The organism is Celeribacter sp. PS-C1 (assembly GCF_019429625.1).
Lineage (GTDB): Bacteria > Pseudomonadota > Alphaproteobacteria > Rhodobacterales > Rhodobacteraceae > Celeribacter.
The window spans coordinates 86,952-104,804 of sequence record NZ_JAHXRW010000005.1 but is presented as its reverse complement, the minus strand read 5'-3'; the positions used below and the strand labels follow the sequence as shown (position 1 = coordinate 104,804).

Below are 17,853 nucleotides of genomic sequence, written 5' to 3'. Positions count from 1 at the left end.
TATGAAAGACACGAGACAGGTCAGATTTTCTGCCCGTTCCGCACCCGCATGCCCGCCACGAACATGTAGATCGAGGCAAAGGCGGCGATCAGTCCGATCAAAAACAGCCCCAAAGCGGACATGAAACTGCCGGAGCCAAAGAGCATCGGCAGCACGCCGGGAAGCACAACCGGCCCGATGGTCATCACGAACCACAGAACGGCAAAAGCGACAGCCCCGATCAGCACCTTGCCCACCGTGCCGGTGCGCTTTGGATTGAACAAACCGCGTCGGAGCGCCGCCACCTGACGCGCCACATCAAGCTGCATCGCAAGGATCGCCGGCACCAGCGTTAGAACGATCACCATGCCGAAGCCCAAACCATAAGCCAGCGTGATCACCGTCGGCTTGAGGAATTGCGCATCTGCCGAGCTTTCATAGAGCAGCGGCGCCAGACCCAAAACCGTAGTCATCGTGGTCAGCATCACCGGACGCAAACGGTCGACGGCGGCGTCGATCACCGAGGGAATTAGCCCTCGGTCACGGCCATATTCATCGACGGTCGAAACCAAGACGATGGAATCGTTGATGATGATCCCGGTCATCCCAATGAGCCCCACAATGGAGAACATCGACAAAGGCACGCCCCAGATCGCATGGCCATGGATCGCGCCGATGAGACCAAAGGGGATTACGGACATCACCACGACGGGCCGCGTCCAGCTTGAGAAAATCCACGCCAGCGTCAGATAAATCCCAATAAGCACGCCGGACAGCCCAAGGAAAGCATCAGAGATAAAGCGGTTCTCCTGCTCCGCGAGGCCGGAAATCCGGTGCGTGATGCCGAATTGCGCGTCGAGATCGGGCAGAATTTCATTGCGAATTTCGTCCTGAAGTTCCGCCGAACGCGCCGCATTGCCTTCGTCCATATCGCCGGAGACGGTGAGAATCCGAAGCCCGTTTTCGCGCCGCACGGTGGAAAAGCCGGTCTTGCGCTCGACGGTCACAATATCGGAGAGCGGCACATAGGCACCCGAGGCCGCGCGCATCTGGGTGCGGTTCAGGAAATCGGCGGTCAGCTCGTCTTCGGGCACTTCGACCTGAATGCTCGCGGTGCGCACGCCTTCGGGATAGGTCGCCGCCTCGATACCGCCCAGACGATGCGCCAGAACCGAGCCCAACGCGTCGATGGTAAAGCCCAACGCCTCACCCTGTGGCGTCAGTTCAAGGATTAGCTCTTCCTTGTCGTAAGACAGATTGTCTTCAAGCGCCGAGACTTCGGGGAATTGCGACAGGCGGGATTTAAGCTCTTCTGCGGCGGCCTTCAGCGTTTCGGAATCGGCGCCATAGAGATCGACGTCAATCGCATCGCCGCCGGGGCCAAACCGCCCGCGCCGGAAGGACACGGTTTCCGCCATAGGATGGTTCACCACTTCCTCTTGCAGATCGCTGACAAAGGCGGCGGAGGAATAGGGGCGCAGGTCGGCGTCGATCAATTCGACCGTGATGCCGCCCAGTTGGTAATCCTCTTTGCCATTGGTTCCCGACAGGCCACGCCCGGCATTCGAGCCGATCTGAGTGATGACATAGACCAGAGGATTGGTTCCATATTCGTCTTCGTAGCGCTGGCCCACGGCCTCGGCCGCGCGCTGCAACTCCTGCGCCATGGCGATGGAATCGCTCCTGAGACCGGCGGGCGCCATGGCGAAGTTGCCGGTAATCACGGGCTGTTCGGGCGAGTTGAAGAACCGCCATTGCACCTGGCCTGAGATCAGCAAGGAGATTTGGAAGGCCAAGAGCAACACAGCCCCCGCCACCACCGGATAGCGCAGCTTGACGGACCATGTGACCAGCGGACGGAACACGCGTTCGCGGAATACCCGAAAGCCTTTGTCCACCTGACGCGACGGCCAGTCGTACCAATGCGACCGCGATTGCGCAGTCAGGGAGTGGCTCAGGTGATTGGGTAGAATGATGAAACATTCGATCAGTGAGGCGATCAGCACCACGATGACGGTAAAGGGAATGTCGGAGATCATATCCCCGAAACGCCCCGAAATGGCGGTCAGGCCAAAGAAAGCAATCACGGTGGTCACGGTCGAGGAAAACACCGGCGCAAACATCCGTTTCGCGGCATTCTCGGCGGCCTCGACGGGACCTTCGCCCAAACGCCGCACCCGGAAATCCGCATGTTCCCCCACCACGATGGCGTCATCCACGACGATGCCAAGGGTAATGATCAGCGCGAAAAGCGAGATCATGTTGATCGTCAGACCCGCGGCGTACATCATCGCAATGGCTGAGAGCATCGCGACCGGAATCCCCGCCGCCACCCAAATCGCCGTGCGTGCATTGAGGAACAGAAACAGCAGGATCAGAACCAGCCCGAGACCCATCGCACCATTCGACAGCAACAGATCGAGCCGACCTTGAATGGACTCCGCCCGCGTGCGGTAAAGATCGAGCGTCACCCCTTCGGGCAAGGTCAGTTCCATCTCGGCGGCGACCTCTTCGACGATGCTCTGAATGCCAATCGCGTCACCCATGTCGGAGCGCGCGACCTGCACCGACACCGCCGGATTGTCGCCCACGAAAAACGCCTCGTTGCGATCCACGCCGTTGACTTCGATGGTGGCCACATCTCCGATGGTCAGTTGCGAGCCGTCGTCATTGCTGCGCAATACGATACTGGCAATATCTGCTGCCCCGCGTTTCTCAACGCCCGTGCGCACTCGCGCGCCGCCGTTGCCGACATTGCCCGCCGGGCTTGTGTCGGCGGCCGAAGCAATGGCATTGGCGATCTCTTCCATCGAGACGTCATGTTCGATCAGGCTCAGCGTCGGCACGCGCACGATGGTTTCAGAGGCTGCGACGCCGGAGATCGTCGTCCGCGTCACGCCCTGCGCAAAGAGCCGCGCCACCAATTCATCAGAGAACCGCGCCAGCTGATCCAGCCCCACAGGGCCGGTGATCGCCACATCGGTCACGCGATCCGTCCAACCGCCCCAGCTCACTTGGGCCTCATCGGCGCCATCGGGAAGTTCGGTCACCGTATCGATGGCCGCATTCACATCGTCGGCGGCGCGCTGCATATCCCAGCCCGGCTCGAAGTCCAGCGTGATATTGCCCCGCCCTTCAATCGAGGTGGCGCTCGATTCCAACACGCCTTCGACGGCCAAAAGCGTGGGCTCGAGCACCTGCACGATGCCATTGTCGACATCCTCCGGCCCAGCACCGTCCCAAGCGACAGAGACGCGCACGCTGTCGACCACGACATCCGGGAAAAACTGCGACCGCATCTGCGGGATCGCGGCCAGACCGGCACAGATCAAAAGCACCAGCACAAGGTTCGCCGCCGTCCGGTGGCGCGTGAAATAGGAGAGAATGCCTTTTGCCTTCCCCAACCCCGCTTCCTGCACAGACATGGCTTAGCTCCCCATCCGCTGTTCGAGACGCTCGACCAGATCGGCGGGCACTTGGTCTGCGGCAAGCTGTTCCTGAACACGGACACGCATCTCTTCGGGCATGTCGTCATTGCTGGCGACAAAGGCCAAAAGTGCGGCGCGGCGGTCCTCAGATAGCGCGATCATATCAGCGCCAGCGGCTCCCTGAGCCACACCCTGCCCACCGTTCACGCGCACCCGAATGCCCGCGCCCAACAAGGGAGAGCGCTCGGCGACGACCTGACGTCCGACCAAGCCCTCGGTGCCGATGATCACATCGTCACCCTGACGGCGCAGCACGGAGACGGGCACCTCTTCGAGACGGCTTTGTTCGGTCACCGCGAGCACTGCGTTGTTGCCGCCCACAGCCGATGCGGGCACCAAGGCCACGCGTTCAAGCACAGGTTCTTCCAGCTCCACGGTCACGAAATCACCGGGCCGAAAGCCCAGCACATCGTCAAGCCGCGCATAAAGCGTCCGCCCACTTTGCCCCGTCGCGACGGCGGCACTTTCGCGCAAGACGCGGCCTTGGGCTTTAAGATCCAGCCCCGCCACATCCAGCGTCACAGTGACATCCATCTGTGGCAAGCGCGCGCGGTCGGTGACCAGCCGGGCGTATTGTTCGGTGGAAATGCGAAACGCCACCTCCAACTCGTCGGGATTGATCAGCGTGGCAAATTGCTCGTTGGTGCTCAAAAGCGTGCCCAGCGCGCCGGACACATCACTCAGCACCCCGTCGAAAGCGGCCGTGACCGTCATGTCGTCGAGCGTGCGTTGCATGTTGTCGCGGTCGATCTCGGCCCGCAGCACGGAGGTTTTCGCACTGTCGACGGCGGCCTCCGCATCGGCCAGCGCCTGACGTTTCGACAAAACGGACTGACCGGCGGCGGCATGGGACAATGCGGCCTCCTCGACGGAGCTGGCGCTGCCAACGCCCCGGTCGAACAGGCTTTGCTGACGATCAAGCGCGGCCTTGCGCAGATCGAGCTGCGCGCGGGCGGCCTCCAGATCGTCGGCGGCAATCGTTCGTGCACGTTCGGCGTCACGCAGATCGGCCTCGGCCTCCAACAGATCGGCCCGCGCCACCCGCAGCGCGGCATCGGCGTCTTCGGTGTCGATTTTCAGGATCACTTCGCCCGCCTTGACCGCCCCGCCCTCTTCAAAGGCCTCGGACAGTTCGACAATCCGCCCGGCATCTGGCGCGCGCAGTTCAAGGCTTTGGCGCGCGGCGATCTGACCGTAGCTGGTCAGCATCGGAGTCAATGTCTGCGGCACAACCTCCGTGACATTGACCGCGAATTGACGCTCACGCGCCTGCGGAGGCATGCTCTCGGCGGCCAGACGGGCCTGATAGGCGGAGTAGACCCGATATCCAGCGCCCACCAAAAGGGCGAGCGTGGCGCAGGTAAGGAACAACCCAATCAGGGAACGGCGGAGAAATCGCATAGAGGCGGGCCTTTTGTGCTGGCGACAATTACTTGGAGGCGTCAACACCTCGCTCATGGTTGAGAAGCATACGATGCACGCGCCGATTTCCGGCGCGGTTTTTTGTCAACTCACGGAATTGTTTGTCACTTGCGACGTTTGTGCTCTTCGAGCCGGGGGAAAATCTGGACGAAATTGCAGGGCTTGTGGCGGTAATCGAGTTGGAATTTCAGTATCTCGTTCCACGCATCCTTGCAGGCACCGGTCGAACCGGGCAGCGCGAACAGATAAGTCCCCCCCGCCACGCCGCCCGTGGCACGCGATTGCACAGCGGAGGTGCCGATCTTTTGCATCGAGACGATCGTAAAGACGGTGCCGAAAGCGTCGATTTCCTTTTCATAGACATCGCGATGCGCCTCAACAGTCACATCGCGCCCCGTAAGCCCCGTGCCACCGGTCGAGATCACAACATCGACGCCCTTGTCGTCGATCCACGCCTGAAGCGTGTCACGAATGAGCGGACGATCATCGGTGACAATCTTGCGATCCGCCACCACATGCCCGGCCTTTTCGATCATCTTGACCAGCGTATCGCCCGATTTGTCATCCTCAAACGTGCGCGAATCCGAGACGGTCAGAACTGCGATGCGCACGGGGATGAATTCGAGAGTGTCGTCGATATGGCTCATGATGCCTCCGATAAAGGGCAGTGCCCTATGATTTCAGCTTGGCCTGAATGTCCAGGAGATCGGCCCAAGCCTCGCGTTTCGCCAAGGGCGTGCGCAAAAGATAGGTCGGATGCATCATCGGCATGGCAGGCTTGCCCAGCACTTTTTGCCACTTGCCCCGAAGTCGCGTGATCCCGGCACGGCCCAGAAGCGCGGTGCAGGCCCAGTTGCCCATGAGCACGATCACATCCGGATCGGCGAGCTCGATATGGCGGATCAAAAACGGTTTCAGCATCGCGATCTCAGCGGGAGAAGGATCGCGGTTTTCCGGAGGACGCCACGGGATCGGGTTGGTGATGTAAAGCGCGTGCTCCGCGTCGGGCGAGGTCCGGTCCAGACCAATGGCCGCGAACATCTTGTCCAAGAGCTGGCCCTCGCGCCCCACAAAGGGCTTGCCCTCGATGTCCTCGTCCCGCCCCGGCGCCTCGCCGACAATCATCACGCGGGCTTTGGGATTGCCGTCAGAGAACACCAGATTGCGCGCACCATGTTTGAGATCGCAAAGTTCAAACGCCTCAATCGCCTCGCGCAGCGCCTCCAGGCTGCCTGCCGATTGCGCCAGTTTCAACGCGATCTCAGACGCATCTTCCTTTTTCTCCGGCACGAAGGGCTGCGGGGCGCCCGGGGCCGCAGCCGCAGGTTTGGGAGCTTTCTCCGGGATTTCGTAGCGATTGACAGGCGTCTCGGAGATCGCCTCGGCCGCGCCAAGTTCGATCTGCCACTCCAAAAGAGCGTGCGCCTCCCAATAGTCGATCTGAGTCTCCATGGCGGCCAAGCTACAAGGCCCGGACGAGGAGGTAAATCGCGTAAAAGTCGAGAATGGCGCATTGCCCGCCAGCGCGTGCTTTTCTATAAGCGGGGGAAAGCACATAGGGGGATATCTCATGGCATTCCGGCAAAAACACCTTCTGGGGATCGAGCCGCTTCATCCCGATGAGATCACCACTGTGCTTGATGTGGCGGAACGCTATGTCGACCTGAACCGTCAGGCCGACAAACATTCCGATGCCCTCAAAGGCCTCACCCAGATCAACATGTTCTTCGAGAACTCGACGCGTACGCAGTCGTCTTTCGAACTTGCGGGCAAGCGCTTGGGCGCCGATGTGATGAACATGGCGATGCAGGCCAGCTCGATCAAAAAGGGCGAAACGCTGATTGATACGGCGCTGACCTTGAACGCGATGCATCCCGACCTTTTGGTCGTGCGCCACCCGCATTCAGGCGCGGTCGATCTTTTAGCGCAAAAGGTTAACTGCGCGGTGCTGAACGCAGGCGACGGCAAGCATGAACACCCGACGCAGGCTTTGCTCGATGCGTTGACGATCCGCCGCGCGAAAGGCCGGCTGCACCGCCTCAACATCGCGATTTGCGGTGATATTGCGCACTCTCGCGTGGCGCGCTCGAACCTCATGCTCTTGGGCAAAATGGAGAACCGCGTGCGCCTCGTCGGGCCACCCACTTTGGTGCCGCAGCAGTTCCGCGAATTTGGCTGCGAGATTTACGACGACATGGCCGAGGGCCTGAAAGACGTCGATGTGGTAATGATGCTCCGCCTGCAAAAAGAACGTATGGATGGCGGCTTCATCCCCTCCGAGCGGGAATATTTCTATCGCTACGGGTTGGATGCAGACAAACTGGCGCATGCCAAGCCCGATGCCATCGTCATGCATCCCGGCCCCATGAACCGCGGTGTCGAGATCGATGGCACCATCGCAGACGACATCAACCGCTCAGTGATCCAAGAACAGGTCGAAATGGGCGTCGCCGTGCGGATGGCGGCAATGGATTTGCTCGCGCGCAACCTGAAGGCATCGCGCGAAGAAGCGAATGGGGTGATGGTATGAACGGCGCCTACAACATCCCTCACTCCGGCGCGCGGCTTGTTTGGGTCTTTGACTATGACGGCCATGCAGACACTTTGGACAAGGTTGCGCCACAGGCCTTTGCGGAAGCCTTGGGCCTCTCCACCCCTCCCATCGAAGAATCCGTCGAGTGGTTCGACGTTGACACCTTGGAGACCTACGGGCTGTCTCGCTATCTCTCGGAAGCAAACGGTTTCGACGTCGGCGCCGACGCTGAAAAACTCGATGCTCTCTCCAGTGGTGTGGTGCTCATCTTCTCTGACGGCATTGCACCCGAAGACACCGGGTTCTCCCCTGAGGCCCCGTTTCAACTCATCGGGCGCTATGGCATGCCCATCGACCTGCCGCCCATCGTCGGGATTGAGAGCGACAGCGCCAAAGGCCAATTGCCCCAAGGCAAGTCGCCTAAATCCTCGGCCCGCATCTCCGGCATGGTCGCGACCTTTGTTCTCATCTTCCTTGCGATCTTCGTCGCCATCTTCGTCTGGATCGGCGGATGACCGAAGGCTGGGCGGACATTCTCCACCCCAATGAACGGGTGTTGTGGCAAGGGCAGCCGGATCAAAAGATCCAATGGCGCGGCCCCGGTCTGCCGTTTGCGTTTTTCGGCGTGGTCTTTGCGGGATTTGCCCTGTTCTGGATGGTGAACGCTTTCCTCGCGGGCGGGTTCTGGGTCTTTGGCCTTTTCCAATTCATCACCGGCCTCTCCGTCGCCTTCGCCCCCTTGCTTCTCGGCCCCTTCATTGCACGGCGCACATGGTATTCGCTCAGCTCCCGGCGCGCGTTCTTCGCCAGCGACATGCCGTTCTCCGGCAAGACCCTTTTGGCCCTCGATCTGCGCCCCTCTGTGGGCGTGGAATTTGACGGCCAAGAGCCCGGCACCATCAGTTTCAACACCCGCGCAGAACCGATTGTCGGCGAACAATTCGACAGCGCGCCCGCGTTTGCCCTCATCCCCGATGCCCGCACCGTCTACGGGCTGATCCGCGATATTCAGAAAGGCTCTGTATGACCATTTTCACCAATGCCCGCCTGATCGACCCGGAAACCCAGACCGACACTTTGGGGTGGCTGCGCGTCGAGGGCGATGTCATCGCGGAGAGCGGAGCAGGTACGCCGCCGATGGGCGAAACTGTGGACTGCGGCGGCAAATGTCTCGCGCCCGGGATCGTCGATCTGGGCGTCAAAGTCTCCGAACCCGGCGAACGCCACAAGGAAAGCTTTGCCTCCGCCGGTCGCGCCGCCGCCGCGGGCGGGGTCACGACAATCGTCACCCGTCCCGATACGCTGAGCGCAATTGACACGCCCGAAGTGTTGGAGTTCGTCCAGCGCCGCGCCGCCTCTGACGCCATCATCAAAGTCAAACACCTCTCCGCTCTCACCAAAGGCCGCGAGGGCCGCGAGATGGTCGAGATCGGGTTTATGCGGGATGCGGGCGCCGTGGCCTTTACCGATTGCGATCATGTCATCGAGAACACCAAAGTGTTGCAGCGCGCGCTGACCTACGCGAAATCCTGTGGCGCGCTGGTGATCGGCCACCCGCAGGAGCCGGGTCTTTCAAAAGGTGCCGCCGCCACCTCCGGAAAATTCGCAGCCCTTCGTGGCCTGCCCGCCGTGTCGCCGATGGCGGAACGCATGGGCCTCGACCGCGATCTGACGCTGATTGAGATGACCGGCGTCAGCTATCACTTCGACCAGATCACCACCGCCCGCGCGCTTCCGGCGCTAGAACGGGCGAAGCAGAACGGGTTCGACGTCACCGCGGGTGTGTCGATCCACCACCTGACGCTCAACGAGTTGGACGTGGGCGACTACAGGACGTTCTTCAAAGTCAAACCGCCGCTGCGCTCCGAAGACGACCGGTTGGCGATGGTCGAGGCCGTGGCCTCCGGTCTGATCGACGTGATCTCTTCGATGCACACACCGCAGGACGAAGAGAGCAAGCGTCTGCCGTTTGAAGAAGCCGCCTCCGGGGCCGTGGGGCTTGAGACGTTGCTGCCCGCCGCGCTTCGCCTCTACCACGCTGGCCAATTGACCCTGCCGGAACTGTTCCGCGCGATGGCGTTGAACCCTGCGAAACGGCTTGGGCTTGCGAGCGGTCGCTTGACCGAGGGCGCGCCTGCGGATCTCGTGCTCTTTGACCCGGATGCGCCCTTTGTGCTGGATCGTTTCAAGCTCCGTTCGAAATCCAAGAATACCCCCTTTGACGGCGCCCGGATGCAGGGCATTGTCAAAGGCACCTGGGTCGACGGGATGCGGGTTTTCGACGGCTGACCCCCGCCGCAGCATCCGATTTTGAGTATTTAAACCAAGGAAAAGCCAATGACGCTGTTCTTGATGATCATCACCGCGCTTCTGGCCTATCTTCTGGGCTCGATCCCATTTGGCATCGTCATGGCACGGCTTTTTGGACTTGGCGATCTGCGCCAGATCGGGTCGGGCAACATCGGCGCGACGAATGTTTTGCGCACCGGCAACAAGTTGGCGGCCTTCCTTACGCTTTTGGGCGACAGCGGCAAAGGCGCGTTGGCTGTGATCTTGGCTCGGGCCATCTTGGGCGAACAACTGGCCGGGATCGCCGGGCTTTTCGCAATGCTCGGGCATCTTTATCCGGTATTTTTGCGTTTCAAGGGTGGCAAGGGTGTCGCAACCTTCCTCGGCACGCTGTTGGCACTGTCTTGGCCGGTCGGGCTTTTGGCCTGCGGCACATGGCTTTTGGTGGCGGTGATCACGCGCTACTCAAGCCTCTCGGCCCTGATCGCCGCCCTTCTGGCGCCGCTCTACGCAGCGTTTTTCTACCACTTGCACGGCGCAATCTTGGTGCTCGTCCTGACCGGCCTGATTTTCTACAAACACCGTGACAACATTGCGCGCCTTAAGGCAGGCACGGAGACGAAAATCGGTCAAAAGGGGTAAATGCGCCAATTTCCCCTTGATGGAAGCCGCGTGGGTCGAGGACACTTCCCCTCAATTATTAGGGGAAAGATCATGAATTTCATAACTGCCGTCAAAACCTGTTTTTCGAAATATGTCACCTTTCAAGGGCGCGCGCGACGCGCAGAGTATTGGTGGTGGACGCTGTTCGTGCTGATCGGCAACGCCATTTTCGGTGGCGCGGACACGATCTTTTTCGGCGTGCCGGACCCGGACACAAGCTCAGTCGGCGTGTTGGCAGGCCTGTTCTCGCTCGCCGTCTTCCTGCCGGGTCTCTCGGTTTGGGTGCGGCGCTTGCACGACATCAACCGCTCCGGCTGGTGGGCGTTCCTGATCCTCATCCCGATCATCGGCTGGGTGATCATGTTGGTCTGGGCCCTGACCAAAGGCACCGAGGGCGCAAACCGGTTTGGGCCGGACCCGATCACCGAATAAAGCACCCAGAATTGGAAAGTGCGATCCCTGAGGGATCGCACGCACAATGAGCAAGGCTTACGTCAAAGCCAAAAAGGGCGGTGCAGCGCTCAGTAGCTGTATTCGCCGAAAACGCGTGTGACGTCGCCGTTCCAATCGCCGTTGAAATGCGCGATCAACTCGTCCGCAGGCGCTTGGCCGGTTTCGATGCTGTCCTTGAGCGCACTCAGGAAGTGGGTTTCGTCGGGCACCATGCCGCCCGCGCCCGCACGACCACGGGCTTTGAGGCCGGCCTCGGCAATCGACACACATTCGCGCGCGAGATCGAGCATTTTCACACCGCCGACTTCGGCGTTCAGCGCATCGACGGAGGCCGCCACGCGCAGCTCTTCGCGGAACTCGGGCGTCCAGCCTTTGATCAGATCGGAGGTCGCATCGAGCGCGGTCTGGTCATACATCAGGCCGACCCAGAAGGCCGGAAGCGCACAGAGACGACGCCACGGGCCACCATCGGCGCCGCGCATCTCCATGTATTTCTTGATCCGCGCCTCGGGGAACAACGTGGTGAGGTGATCCGCCCAATCCGACATCGTCGGCTTTTCGCCGGGCATCGCGGGCAGTTCGCCTTTGAGAAAATCGCGGAAGGACTGGCCCAGCGCGTTGATATATTTGCCATCGCGGTAGACGAAATACATCGGCACATCGAGAGCATATTCGACATAGCGCTCAAAGCTCATGCCGTCCTCAAACACAAACGGCAGCATGCCGGTGCGCGAGGCGTCGAGGTGGCGCCAGATGCGCGACCGCCAGGATTTGTGACCGTTGAGCTTGCCCTCTTTGAAGGGCGAATTGGCGAACAAAGCGGTCGCGACGGGTTGCAACGCCAGAGCGGTGCGGAATTTCTGCACCATGTCGGCCTCGGAAGCGAAATCGAGGTTCACCTGCACGGTACAGGTGCGGCGCATCATGTCTTTGCCGGTCTCGCCCACAGTCTCCATGTAGGAATCCATCAGCTTGTAACGGCCTTTGGGCATCAAGGGCATCTCGTCATGGGTCCAGGTCGGCGCCATGCCGAGACCGATGAAGCGCGCGCCCACTTCGTCGGCGATGGTGTGCACTTCTTTGAGGTGTTCATTCACCTCGTCACAGGTCTGGTGGATGTTGTCCAACGGCGCGCCGGACAATTCCAGCTGACCACCCGGCTCCAGAGAAATATTCGCCCCGTTCAGCTCAAGCCCGATGAGGTGCTCGCCCTCGAAAATCGGGTTCCAGCCATAGCGGTCCTGCAAGCCTTCGAGGATGGCTTTGATCGAACGCTCGCCCTTGTAGGGCAGCGGTTTCAGAGCATCTTCGCAATAGCCGAATTTCTCGTGCTCAGTGCCGATTTTCCACTGTTCTTTGGGCTTACAGCCCTCAGCAAAATAGCCCACGAGATCGTCATAGCTTTCGATCGGCCCGCCGCCGGATTGAGGAATAGACATGGGGGAAGGTGCTCCGAAAGAGTTGAAAGTCGTTCGGGTACAGTTGTGCGATGCGGGCGGCGAAGTCAATGCGGCCTGCGCCTTCTGTGATTTGCGCTCAGTGAAGAACCGCTGTGCGTTTCCGCCAGATCACGACGGGGTGATCCGGGGTCTGTTTGATCTGGCGCAGCATTTTTTCGGTCTCAAGGCCCTCGAGCGTGACGAAGACATCAAAGAGCGCCTCGGCCCCGTGGGCGTTGACGGGGATGGTCAGAGACGGCTGCCCGGGGGCGTCCAATTGCCAATGCGCATGGCCCTCGCCCGTGGGGATCAAGGTGACGGCAGTCAGCGCCTCAATCTCAACTTGGCCGCCCGTCAGGGGTGAAAAGAATGAAACGACGCCTTCGTCCACTTCGACAGCGCCAAAGCCGCCGCCTCCCCGGTCGAAACGGGCGCGCTGAATGGCCGCAATGCCGAAGATCACGGAGAGCGCGGTGAACGCAAATGCGATCCAGCGCATGACGCCGAAAGAGGACGCGGCCCAAAGCCCCATGAGCGCCACGACCACCAGTGCAACGACAACCTCGCGCCAGCGCCAGAGCAGGGCTTTCACCTCGGGGCGCATCACCAGTCTCCGAGCTGTTGCTGCCAGATGGTCAGCGCCGCGACCGCCGCCGTGTCCGCGCGCAAGATGCGGGGACCAAGCGAGACGGCATGGGCATAGGGCAGCGTATGCAGGCGCTTGCGCTCGGCCTCCGAGAACCCGCCCTCTGGCCCGATCAGGATGGCCCATTTACCACCTTTCACATCGCCAAGCGCTTCCTCTGCACCCACAAGCGTCTCGTCACAGAACATAATCTGTCGCTCCGCGTCCCAATCGGACAAGAGCCGATCAAGTTTCACCAGATCAGCCACCTCCGGCACGTAAGTCCCGCCGCATTGCTCGGCGGCCTCAACGGCGTGGGCCTGCAACCGGTCCTGCCGGATGCGTTCGGAATTGGTGAAATCCGTCGCCACGGGCACGATGCGTTTCGCCCCCATCTCGGCAGCTTTTTCGACAATGAAATCGGTGCGCGCCTTTTTGATCGGCGCAAACAAAAGCCAAAGATCCGGCGGAATTTGCAACTCGCGCGTTTTCTCGCGACAGGTCAATTCACCGCCACGCTTACCCGCCTGCGTCACTTCCGCCAGAAATTCGCCATCACGGGAATTGAAGAGCGCGACATATGCGCCCTCTCCTTGCCGCATCACACCAAAAAGATAATGCGCCTGATCCCGTTCCAGAGGAATGGATTGCCCCACAGCCAGCGGGTGATCTACATAGAGCCTGATTTTCGCTTCAACCATGGACATTACATATGACCGATGAGCAGCCAACACCAGAGATGAACGGACAAGTGGCCGATGCGGTGAAGGGCAATTGGGTGGACCGCATTGCGCCCCCTGCCACACGCCCCTACCTGCGGCTGTCGCGGGCGGATCGGCCCGTGGGCACGTGGTTGTTGCTTATCCCATGCTGGTGGGGGGCGCTTTTGGCCTCGGCTCAGGTCGGCACGCTGAGCCTGCGCACGGTCTGGATCATTGTCGGCTGCGCTCTGGGCGCGTGGCTCATGCGCGGTGCGGGCTGCACATGGAATGACATCACCGACCGGGATTTCGACGACAAGGTAGAGCGCACCAAAAGCCGTCCGATTCCCTCCGGTCAGGTCACGGTAAAACAGGCCGCAACTTGGATGATCGCGCAGAGCCTCATCGCTTTTGTGATCCTTCTGACCTTCGGCAAGCTCGCCATCATGCTCGGCATTGCCTCTCTCTTGCCCGTCGCAATCTATCCTTTCGCAAAGAGATTCACGTGGTGGCCGCAGGTGTTCTTGGGCATCGCCTTCAACTGGGGCGCGCTGTTGGCCTATGCTGCGGTCGCAGGCGAAATCACCACCGCGCCCGTGTTTCTCTATCTCGCGGGCATTGCCTGGACGATCTTTTACGACACCATTTATGCGCACCAGGACAAGGAAGACGATGCACTCATCGGGGTGAAATCCACCGCGCGCCGCTTTGGCGAAGAGACGCCGCGCTGGCTCAAACGCTTTCTGGTGATCACTGTGGTGCTCATGGCCGCCGGCATCATCGAGGCGCTGGCCGACCGTTCGGTTTTGGCGCTCGTCGTGGCGCTTGGCGCACCTTGGGCGATGGGTCTGCACATGACATGGCAGATGGCGCGGCTCGACACCGAGGACCCGGATCGCTGCCTCTATCTGTTCCGCGCGAACCGCGACACGGGCCTTTTGGCTGCGCTGTTTCTTGCCATCGCGATCTTCCTTTGATTGCAGCAATCCGCCGAACCCCCTAAGACAAAGGCCAAAGTCACAAACAGGCGTCTTGTTCCCTGATGCGAATTTCAGATTTTCTACCCGTCTTCGCCGCCCTCATCGCGGGCCTCATCCTCAGCCTCGCAGGCGCCGCCATCGGGGCCCGCGTGATCGAGGGCACATCGACCAAAGCCGTGGAAAACCAATTGGTGATGCGCGGCTATGATTGGGTGGATGTGCAAGGCGACGGGTTGCAGATCGTGCTCACCGGCACTGCACCGGACGAACAGACGCAACTGGCCGCCCAACGTGCGGCGGGCCATGTGGTCGATCCGTCCCGTGTGATCAACGTGATGAACGTTGTGCAACAAGAGGACATCCCCGCGCCGCGTTTCTCGATTGAAATGTTGCGCAACGACAGCGGCATCTCCCTGATCGGCTTGGTGCCCAGCGGTTGGGATCGCGAAGGTTTTATCGAGGCGCTAAAGCGCGCGAGCGGCACCGGCTCCGTCGCCGATCTACTGGAACAGGCGGATTATCCTGTGCCTGAGAACTGGGGCGATGCCACGGAATTCGGCCGCACCGCGATTGGTCTTTTGCCGCGTGCAAAAATCTCCATCGCAGCCGACGGCATCACGCTTACGGCTCTGGCCGACAGTAAAGACCAAAAGGTCACGTTCGAGCGCGCCCTGATCCGCGCGCTACCTGACACGCTTCCCGTGGCGATCGACGTGGCGGCGCCCCGGCCCGTGATTACACCCTTTACCGTGCGCTTCATCATCGACGAGACCGGTCCCCGCTTTGACGCCTGTGTCGCTGAAACGCCGTCGGGTCATGCCCGAATTCTCGCCGCCGCGAAAGCCGCAGGCATCGAAAACCCAACCTGCACCATCGGCCTCGGGTCGCCGACGTCGCAATGGGCCTCGGCCGTCGAAACCGGCATGCGCGCGCTTCAGGAATTGGGCCAAGGCAGCATCACCTATTCCGACGGCGACGTCAGCCTGATCGCCGCCGAAGGCACCTCAGCGTCATTGTTCGACAGGGTTGTGGGCGAACTGGAGGCCGATCTTCCCGCGACCTTCACCCTGCACAGCAGCCTGCCGCAGACGGAAACCGAGACCGAAGAAGAAACCCGCCCGGAGTTCATCGTCATTCGCTCGCCCGAGGGCCAGACCCAGTTGCGCGGCCGCATCGCCGACGAGCGGAGCCAAGCCGCAACCGAAGCCTTGGCCAAAGCCGCCTTCGGCAGCCAATCGGTCTATTCCGCAATGCGCGTGGACGACAGCCTGCCCGAGGGCTGGTCCCTGCGCGCCATGGCCTCCATCGAGGCGCTGGCCCAGCTGAACCGTGGCTCTGCGACCATGACCGAAGACCTCGTGACCGTGCGCGGCGAGACGGGCAACGAGAACGCCCGCGCCGAGATCGCGAGCCTTTTGTCCGCGAAGCTGGGTGATGGCGAACAATTCACCATCGACGTCTCCTATGTCCGCAAACTTGATCCGGTGCTCAACCTGCCGACCCCGCAAGAATGCGTGGACCGCGCCAACCAGCGCATCGCTGCAAATAAGATCGTCTTTGACCCCGGCTCGATTGAGTTGAACGCCGCCGCCAATGAAACTCTCGACCAGATCGCCGCAGCGCTCGAAGATTGCGAAGATATCGAGATGGAAATCGGTGCGCACAGCGACAGCCAAGGTGGCGAGGTGATGAACCTTAACCTCTCGACCCAACGCGCCAATTCAGTTCTGGATGGCCTGTTGATGCGCCGTGTGGCGGGCGTGAGCTTTACCGCTCAAGGCTACGGCGAAAGCCAGCCGATCGCCGACAATGACACCGAAGAGGGGCGCGAGGCGAACCGTCGGATCGAATTTAAATTGCTGAACGCGGAAGAGCCTGAAACGGCAACACCGCAAGACGAGGCGCAACAAGAAACGTCTGAGGAGCCGCAGGGGGAAAATGCGGCGCCTGAGGCAGACGCTGCGACGACAGAGGGTGCGGATGCCGCGCCTGAGGACGACGGGGAAACCGAAGAATGAACAGAACCGAATTGATCATCGCGACTGCGGTCGTGCTCTTTATCGCCTTTTTGCTGGGCTGGTTTTCGCATTGGCTGATCCATCGCTTTGTGCGGGTGGGTCAGGGCGAGATGAACGATCTCGACAATATGGCGCAGCAATTGCATGAGGCCGAGGAACAGCGCGATCAGGCGATTTCCTATTACCAGCAGCGCGAATCCGAGCTGACCAACCAAGCCAATCAAACCGACGCAGAGCTGCGGGCCGCGATGGAAGGTCTGCGGGAGGCGCGTCAAGAAGCCGAAGAGCTGCGCGCCTTTATTGAACGGCAAAACGCGGGGTAATTCCCCCGCGTTTTCTCTTTTGGGCGTGTCTTATTCCGCTTCGATCATGTCCACGCGCGTGGCGTGACGACCGCCTTCGAACTCGGCAGAGAGATAGGCGTCCACGATGTCGAGCGCGAGGCCCTCGCCCACCACACGCGCGCCGATGGACAGCATGTTGGCATCGTTGTGCTGACGAATCATGCGGGCGGAGAAGCTGTCGGAACAGACACCGCAACGGATGCCTTTGACCTTATTGGCGGCCATCATGATGCCTTGGCCGGTGCCGCACAGGATAATCCCCAGATCACAGTCGCCAGAGGCGACAAGCTCCGCCGCCGCCTGGCCGTGTTTCGGGTAATGCGTGCTCTCCGGCGTGGTCGGGCCAATGTCGACGGCCTCATAGCCCAGTTCGGTGATATGTTTGGCAATCGCTTGGCGCAGCTCGATGGCGGCGTGGTCGCTTGAAAGCGCGATACGTTTGGTCATGGTCATGTTCTCGTCTTGGTCAAAATCTACTGGCTCACCAGCGGTTCAAAGCCTCTTCATCGGCATCTTTCGCGGCGACCCAATCGGCGCCGTCGCGCGTCACTTCTTTTTTCCAAAAGGGCGCGCGGGATTTCAGGTAATCCATCAGATATTCGGCCGCCTCAAACGCCTCGACCCGGTGGCGGGCGGCAGTGGCAACCATCATGATCTGATCGCCGGGGCGGAGTTGGCCATAGCGATGGATCACAAGGCAATCTGTGAGTGACCACCGCGTGGCGGCCTCCTCGGCGATTTTGGTGATCGCCGCCTCGCACATGCCGGGATAGTGCTCGATTTCCATATGCTCCAGCGTGCCCATGTCGTCGCGCACCAGACCCGTGAAGCTGACCGTCGCGCCGGTGTTGGGCGCTTTGCCAAAGCCTTTTAGCACTTGGGCGAGATCAAAATCTTCGGACTGAACGGAAATCTGCAT

General features: G+C 60.8%; 18 protein-coding genes. 9 read left to right on the top strand and 9 right to left on the bottom strand.

Annotated elements, in window-relative coordinates:
• Nucleotides 1-20: 20 nt before the first annotated feature.
• The 4 genes from J5Y17_RS09175 to J5Y17_RS09160 all read right to left on the bottom strand — a co-directional run bounded on the left by J5Y17_RS09175 (nt 21) and on the right by J5Y17_RS09160 (nt 6,341).
• The gene (locus J5Y17_RS09175) at nt 21-3,404 is read right to left on the bottom strand and encodes an efflux RND transporter permease subunit (protein WP_219784949.1); all 3,384 of its coding nucleotides are present in this window, start codon (nt 3,402-3,404) and stop codon (nt 21-23) included.
• A gap of 3 nt (nt 3,405-3,407) precedes the next feature.
• A complete protein-coding gene (locus tag J5Y17_RS09170; protein ID WP_219784948.1) occupies nt 3,408-4,868 on the bottom strand; it encodes an efflux RND transporter periplasmic adaptor subunit in 1,461 nt (486 codons plus the stop codon).
• 125 nt (nt 4,869-4,993) lie between these two features.
• A complete protein-coding gene (gene moaB, locus J5Y17_RS09165; protein WP_219784947.1) occupies nt 4,994-5,536 on the bottom strand; it encodes a molybdenum cofactor biosynthesis protein B in 543 nt (180 codons plus the stop codon).
• Between the two features lie 25 nt (nt 5,537-5,561).
• Nucleotides 5,562-6,341, bottom strand: a complete 780-nt coding sequence (locus J5Y17_RS09160) for a uracil-DNA glycosylase family protein (RefSeq protein WP_219784946.1) — start codon at nt 6,339-6,341, stop codon at nt 5,562-5,564.
• Nucleotides 6,342-6,459: 118 nt separating this feature from the next.
• Here J5Y17_RS09160 and J5Y17_RS09155 point away from each other — a divergent pair, with 118 nt between their 5' ends.
• The 6 genes from J5Y17_RS09155 to J5Y17_RS09130 all read left to right on the top strand — a co-directional run bounded on the left by J5Y17_RS09155 (nt 6,460) and on the right by J5Y17_RS09130 (nt 10,806).
• Complete coding sequence (locus J5Y17_RS09155) at nt 6,460-7,419, top strand: aspartate carbamoyltransferase catalytic subunit (protein WP_219784945.1); 960 nt, start codon at nt 6,460-6,462, stop codon at nt 7,417-7,419.
• Nucleotides 7,416-7,937 carry a hypothetical protein gene (locus J5Y17_RS09150; protein ID WP_219784944.1) on the top strand — a complete coding sequence of 174 codons (522 nt, stop codon included), beginning with the start codon at nt 7,416-7,418 and terminating at the stop codon, nt 7,935-7,937. The genes J5Y17_RS09155 and J5Y17_RS09150 overlap by 4 nt, the downstream gene beginning before the upstream one ends.
• Complete coding sequence (locus J5Y17_RS09145; protein WP_219784943.1) at nt 7,934-8,449, top strand: aspartate carbamoyltransferase catalytic subunit; 516 nt, start codon at nt 7,934-7,936, stop codon at nt 8,447-8,449. Before J5Y17_RS09150 ends, J5Y17_RS09145 begins: the two co-directional genes overlap by 4 nt.
• Nucleotides 8,446-9,711, top strand: a complete 1,266-nt coding sequence (gene pyrC, locus J5Y17_RS09140; RefSeq protein WP_219784942.1) for a dihydroorotase — start codon at nt 8,446-8,448, stop codon at nt 9,709-9,711. Before J5Y17_RS09145 ends, pyrC begins: the two co-directional genes overlap by 4 nt.
• Before the next feature lie 48 nt (nt 9,712-9,759).
• Nucleotides 9,760-10,353: a glycerol-3-phosphate 1-O-acyltransferase PlsY gene (gene plsY / locus J5Y17_RS09135; protein WP_219784941.1), complete on the top strand. Its 594-nt coding sequence runs from the start codon at nt 9,760-9,762 to the stop codon at nt 10,351-10,353.
• A gap of 72 nt (nt 10,354-10,425) precedes the next feature.
• Nucleotides 10,426-10,806, top strand: coding sequence for a DUF805 domain-containing protein (locus J5Y17_RS09130; protein WP_219784940.1), 381 nt, complete (start codon nt 10,426-10,428; stop codon nt 10,804-10,806).
• Nucleotides 10,807-10,895: 89 nt separating this feature from the next.
• Here J5Y17_RS09130 and J5Y17_RS09125 read toward each other — a convergent pair whose 3' ends face one another.
• The 3 genes from J5Y17_RS09125 to J5Y17_RS09115 form a co-directional block, all read right to left on the bottom strand.
• Nucleotides 10,896-12,266 carry a glutamate--cysteine ligase gene (locus tag J5Y17_RS09125; RefSeq protein WP_219784939.1) on the bottom strand — a complete coding sequence of 457 codons (1,371 nt, stop codon included), beginning with the start codon at nt 12,264-12,266 and terminating at the stop codon, nt 10,896-10,898.
• Between the two features lie 97 nt (nt 12,267-12,363).
• Nucleotides 12,364-12,870 carry a hypothetical protein gene (locus J5Y17_RS09120; protein WP_219784938.1) on the bottom strand — a complete coding sequence of 169 codons (507 nt, stop codon included), beginning with the start codon at nt 12,868-12,870 and terminating at the stop codon, nt 12,364-12,366.
• Nucleotides 12,870-13,592, bottom strand: coding sequence for a 16S rRNA (uracil(1498)-N(3))-methyltransferase (locus tag J5Y17_RS09115; protein ID WP_219785123.1), 723 nt, complete (start codon nt 13,590-13,592; stop codon nt 12,870-12,872). The genes J5Y17_RS09120 and J5Y17_RS09115 overlap by 1 nt, the downstream gene beginning before the upstream one ends.
• Before the next feature lie 11 nt (nt 13,593-13,603).
• On the opposite strand from J5Y17_RS09115, the gene ubiA reads away from it, so the two are divergent.
• The 3 genes from ubiA to J5Y17_RS09100 all read left to right on the top strand — a co-directional run bounded on the left by ubiA (nt 13,604) and on the right by J5Y17_RS09100 (nt 16,913).
• Nucleotides 13,604-14,569 (top strand): 4-hydroxybenzoate octaprenyltransferase, encoded by a 966-nt coding sequence (gene ubiA, locus J5Y17_RS09110; protein ID WP_219784937.1) that lies wholly within the window; start codon nt 13,604-13,606, stop codon nt 14,567-14,569.
• A gap of 65 nt (nt 14,570-14,634) precedes the next feature.
• On the top strand, nt 14,635-16,590 hold the full coding sequence (locus J5Y17_RS09105; RefSeq protein WP_219784936.1) for an OmpA family protein: 1,956 nt from the start codon (nt 14,635-14,637) through the stop codon (nt 16,588-16,590).
• Nucleotides 16,587-16,913: a hypothetical protein gene (locus J5Y17_RS09100; RefSeq protein WP_219784935.1), complete on the top strand. Its 327-nt coding sequence runs from the start codon at nt 16,587-16,589 to the stop codon at nt 16,911-16,913. The genes J5Y17_RS09105 and J5Y17_RS09100 overlap by 4 nt, the downstream gene beginning before the upstream one ends.
• A gap of 30 nt (nt 16,914-16,943) precedes the next feature.
• On the opposite strand, the gene rpiB is transcribed toward J5Y17_RS09100, so the two are convergent.
• A complete protein-coding gene (gene rpiB, locus J5Y17_RS09095) occupies nt 16,944-17,387 on the bottom strand; it encodes a ribose 5-phosphate isomerase B (RefSeq protein WP_219784934.1) in 444 nt (147 codons plus the stop codon).
• A gap of 28 nt (nt 17,388-17,415) precedes the next feature.
• On the bottom strand, nt 17,416-17,853 hold the full coding sequence (locus J5Y17_RS09090; protein WP_219784933.1) for a molybdenum cofactor biosynthesis protein MoaE: 438 nt from the start codon (nt 17,851-17,853) through the stop codon (nt 17,416-17,418).

Coding starts and splice junctions, on each gene's coding strand:
- J5Y17_RS09175 (WP_219784949.1), bottom strand. CDS start 3,404: ATGTCTGTGCAGGAAGCGGGGTTGGGGAAGGCAAAAGGCATTCTCTCC.
- J5Y17_RS09170 (WP_219784948.1), bottom strand. CDS start 4,868: ATGCGATTTCTCCGCCGTTCCCTGATTGGGTTGTTCCTTACCTGCGCC.
- moaB (WP_219784947.1), bottom strand. CDS start 5,536: ATGAGCCATATCGACGACACTCTCGAATTCATCCCCGTGCGCATCGCA.
- J5Y17_RS09160 (WP_219784946.1), bottom strand. CDS start 6,341: ATGGAGACTCAGATCGACTATTGGGAGGCGCACGCTCTTTTGGAGTGG.
- J5Y17_RS09155 (WP_219784945.1), top strand. CDS start 6,460: ATGGCATTCCGGCAAAAACACCTTCTGGGGATCGAGCCGCTTCATCCC.
- J5Y17_RS09150 (WP_219784944.1), top strand. CDS start 7,416: ATGAACGGCGCCTACAACATCCCTCACTCCGGCGCGCGGCTTGTTTGG.
- J5Y17_RS09145 (WP_219784943.1), top strand. CDS start 7,934: ATGACCGAAGGCTGGGCGGACATTCTCCACCCCAATGAACGGGTGTTG.
- pyrC (WP_219784942.1), top strand. CDS start 8,446: ATGACCATTTTCACCAATGCCCGCCTGATCGACCCGGAAACCCAGACC.
- plsY (WP_219784941.1), top strand. CDS start 9,760: ATGACGCTGTTCTTGATGATCATCACCGCGCTTCTGGCCTATCTTCTG.
- J5Y17_RS09130 (WP_219784940.1), top strand. CDS start 10,426: ATGAATTTCATAACTGCCGTCAAAACCTGTTTTTCGAAATATGTCACC.
- J5Y17_RS09125 (WP_219784939.1), bottom strand. CDS start 12,266: ATGTCTATTCCTCAATCCGGCGGCGGGCCGATCGAAAGCTATGACGAT.
- J5Y17_RS09120 (WP_219784938.1), bottom strand. CDS start 12,870: ATGCGCCCCGAGGTGAAAGCCCTGCTCTGGCGCTGGCGCGAGGTTGTC.
- J5Y17_RS09115 (WP_219785123.1), bottom strand. CDS start 13,592: ATGGTTGAAGCGAAAATCAGGCTCTATGTAGATCACCCGCTGGCTGTG.
- ubiA (WP_219784937.1), top strand. CDS start 13,604: ATGACCGATGAGCAGCCAACACCAGAGATGAACGGACAAGTGGCCGAT.
- J5Y17_RS09105 (WP_219784936.1), top strand. CDS start 14,635: ATGCGAATTTCAGATTTTCTACCCGTCTTCGCCGCCCTCATCGCGGGC.
- J5Y17_RS09100 (WP_219784935.1), top strand. CDS start 16,587: ATGAACAGAACCGAATTGATCATCGCGACTGCGGTCGTGCTCTTTATC.
- rpiB (WP_219784934.1), bottom strand. CDS start 17,387: ATGACCATGACCAAACGTATCGCGCTTTCAAGCGACCACGCCGCCATC.
- J5Y17_RS09090 (WP_219784933.1), bottom strand. CDS start 17,853: ATGCAGATTTCCGTTCAGTCCGAAGATTTTGATCTCGCCCAAGTGCTA.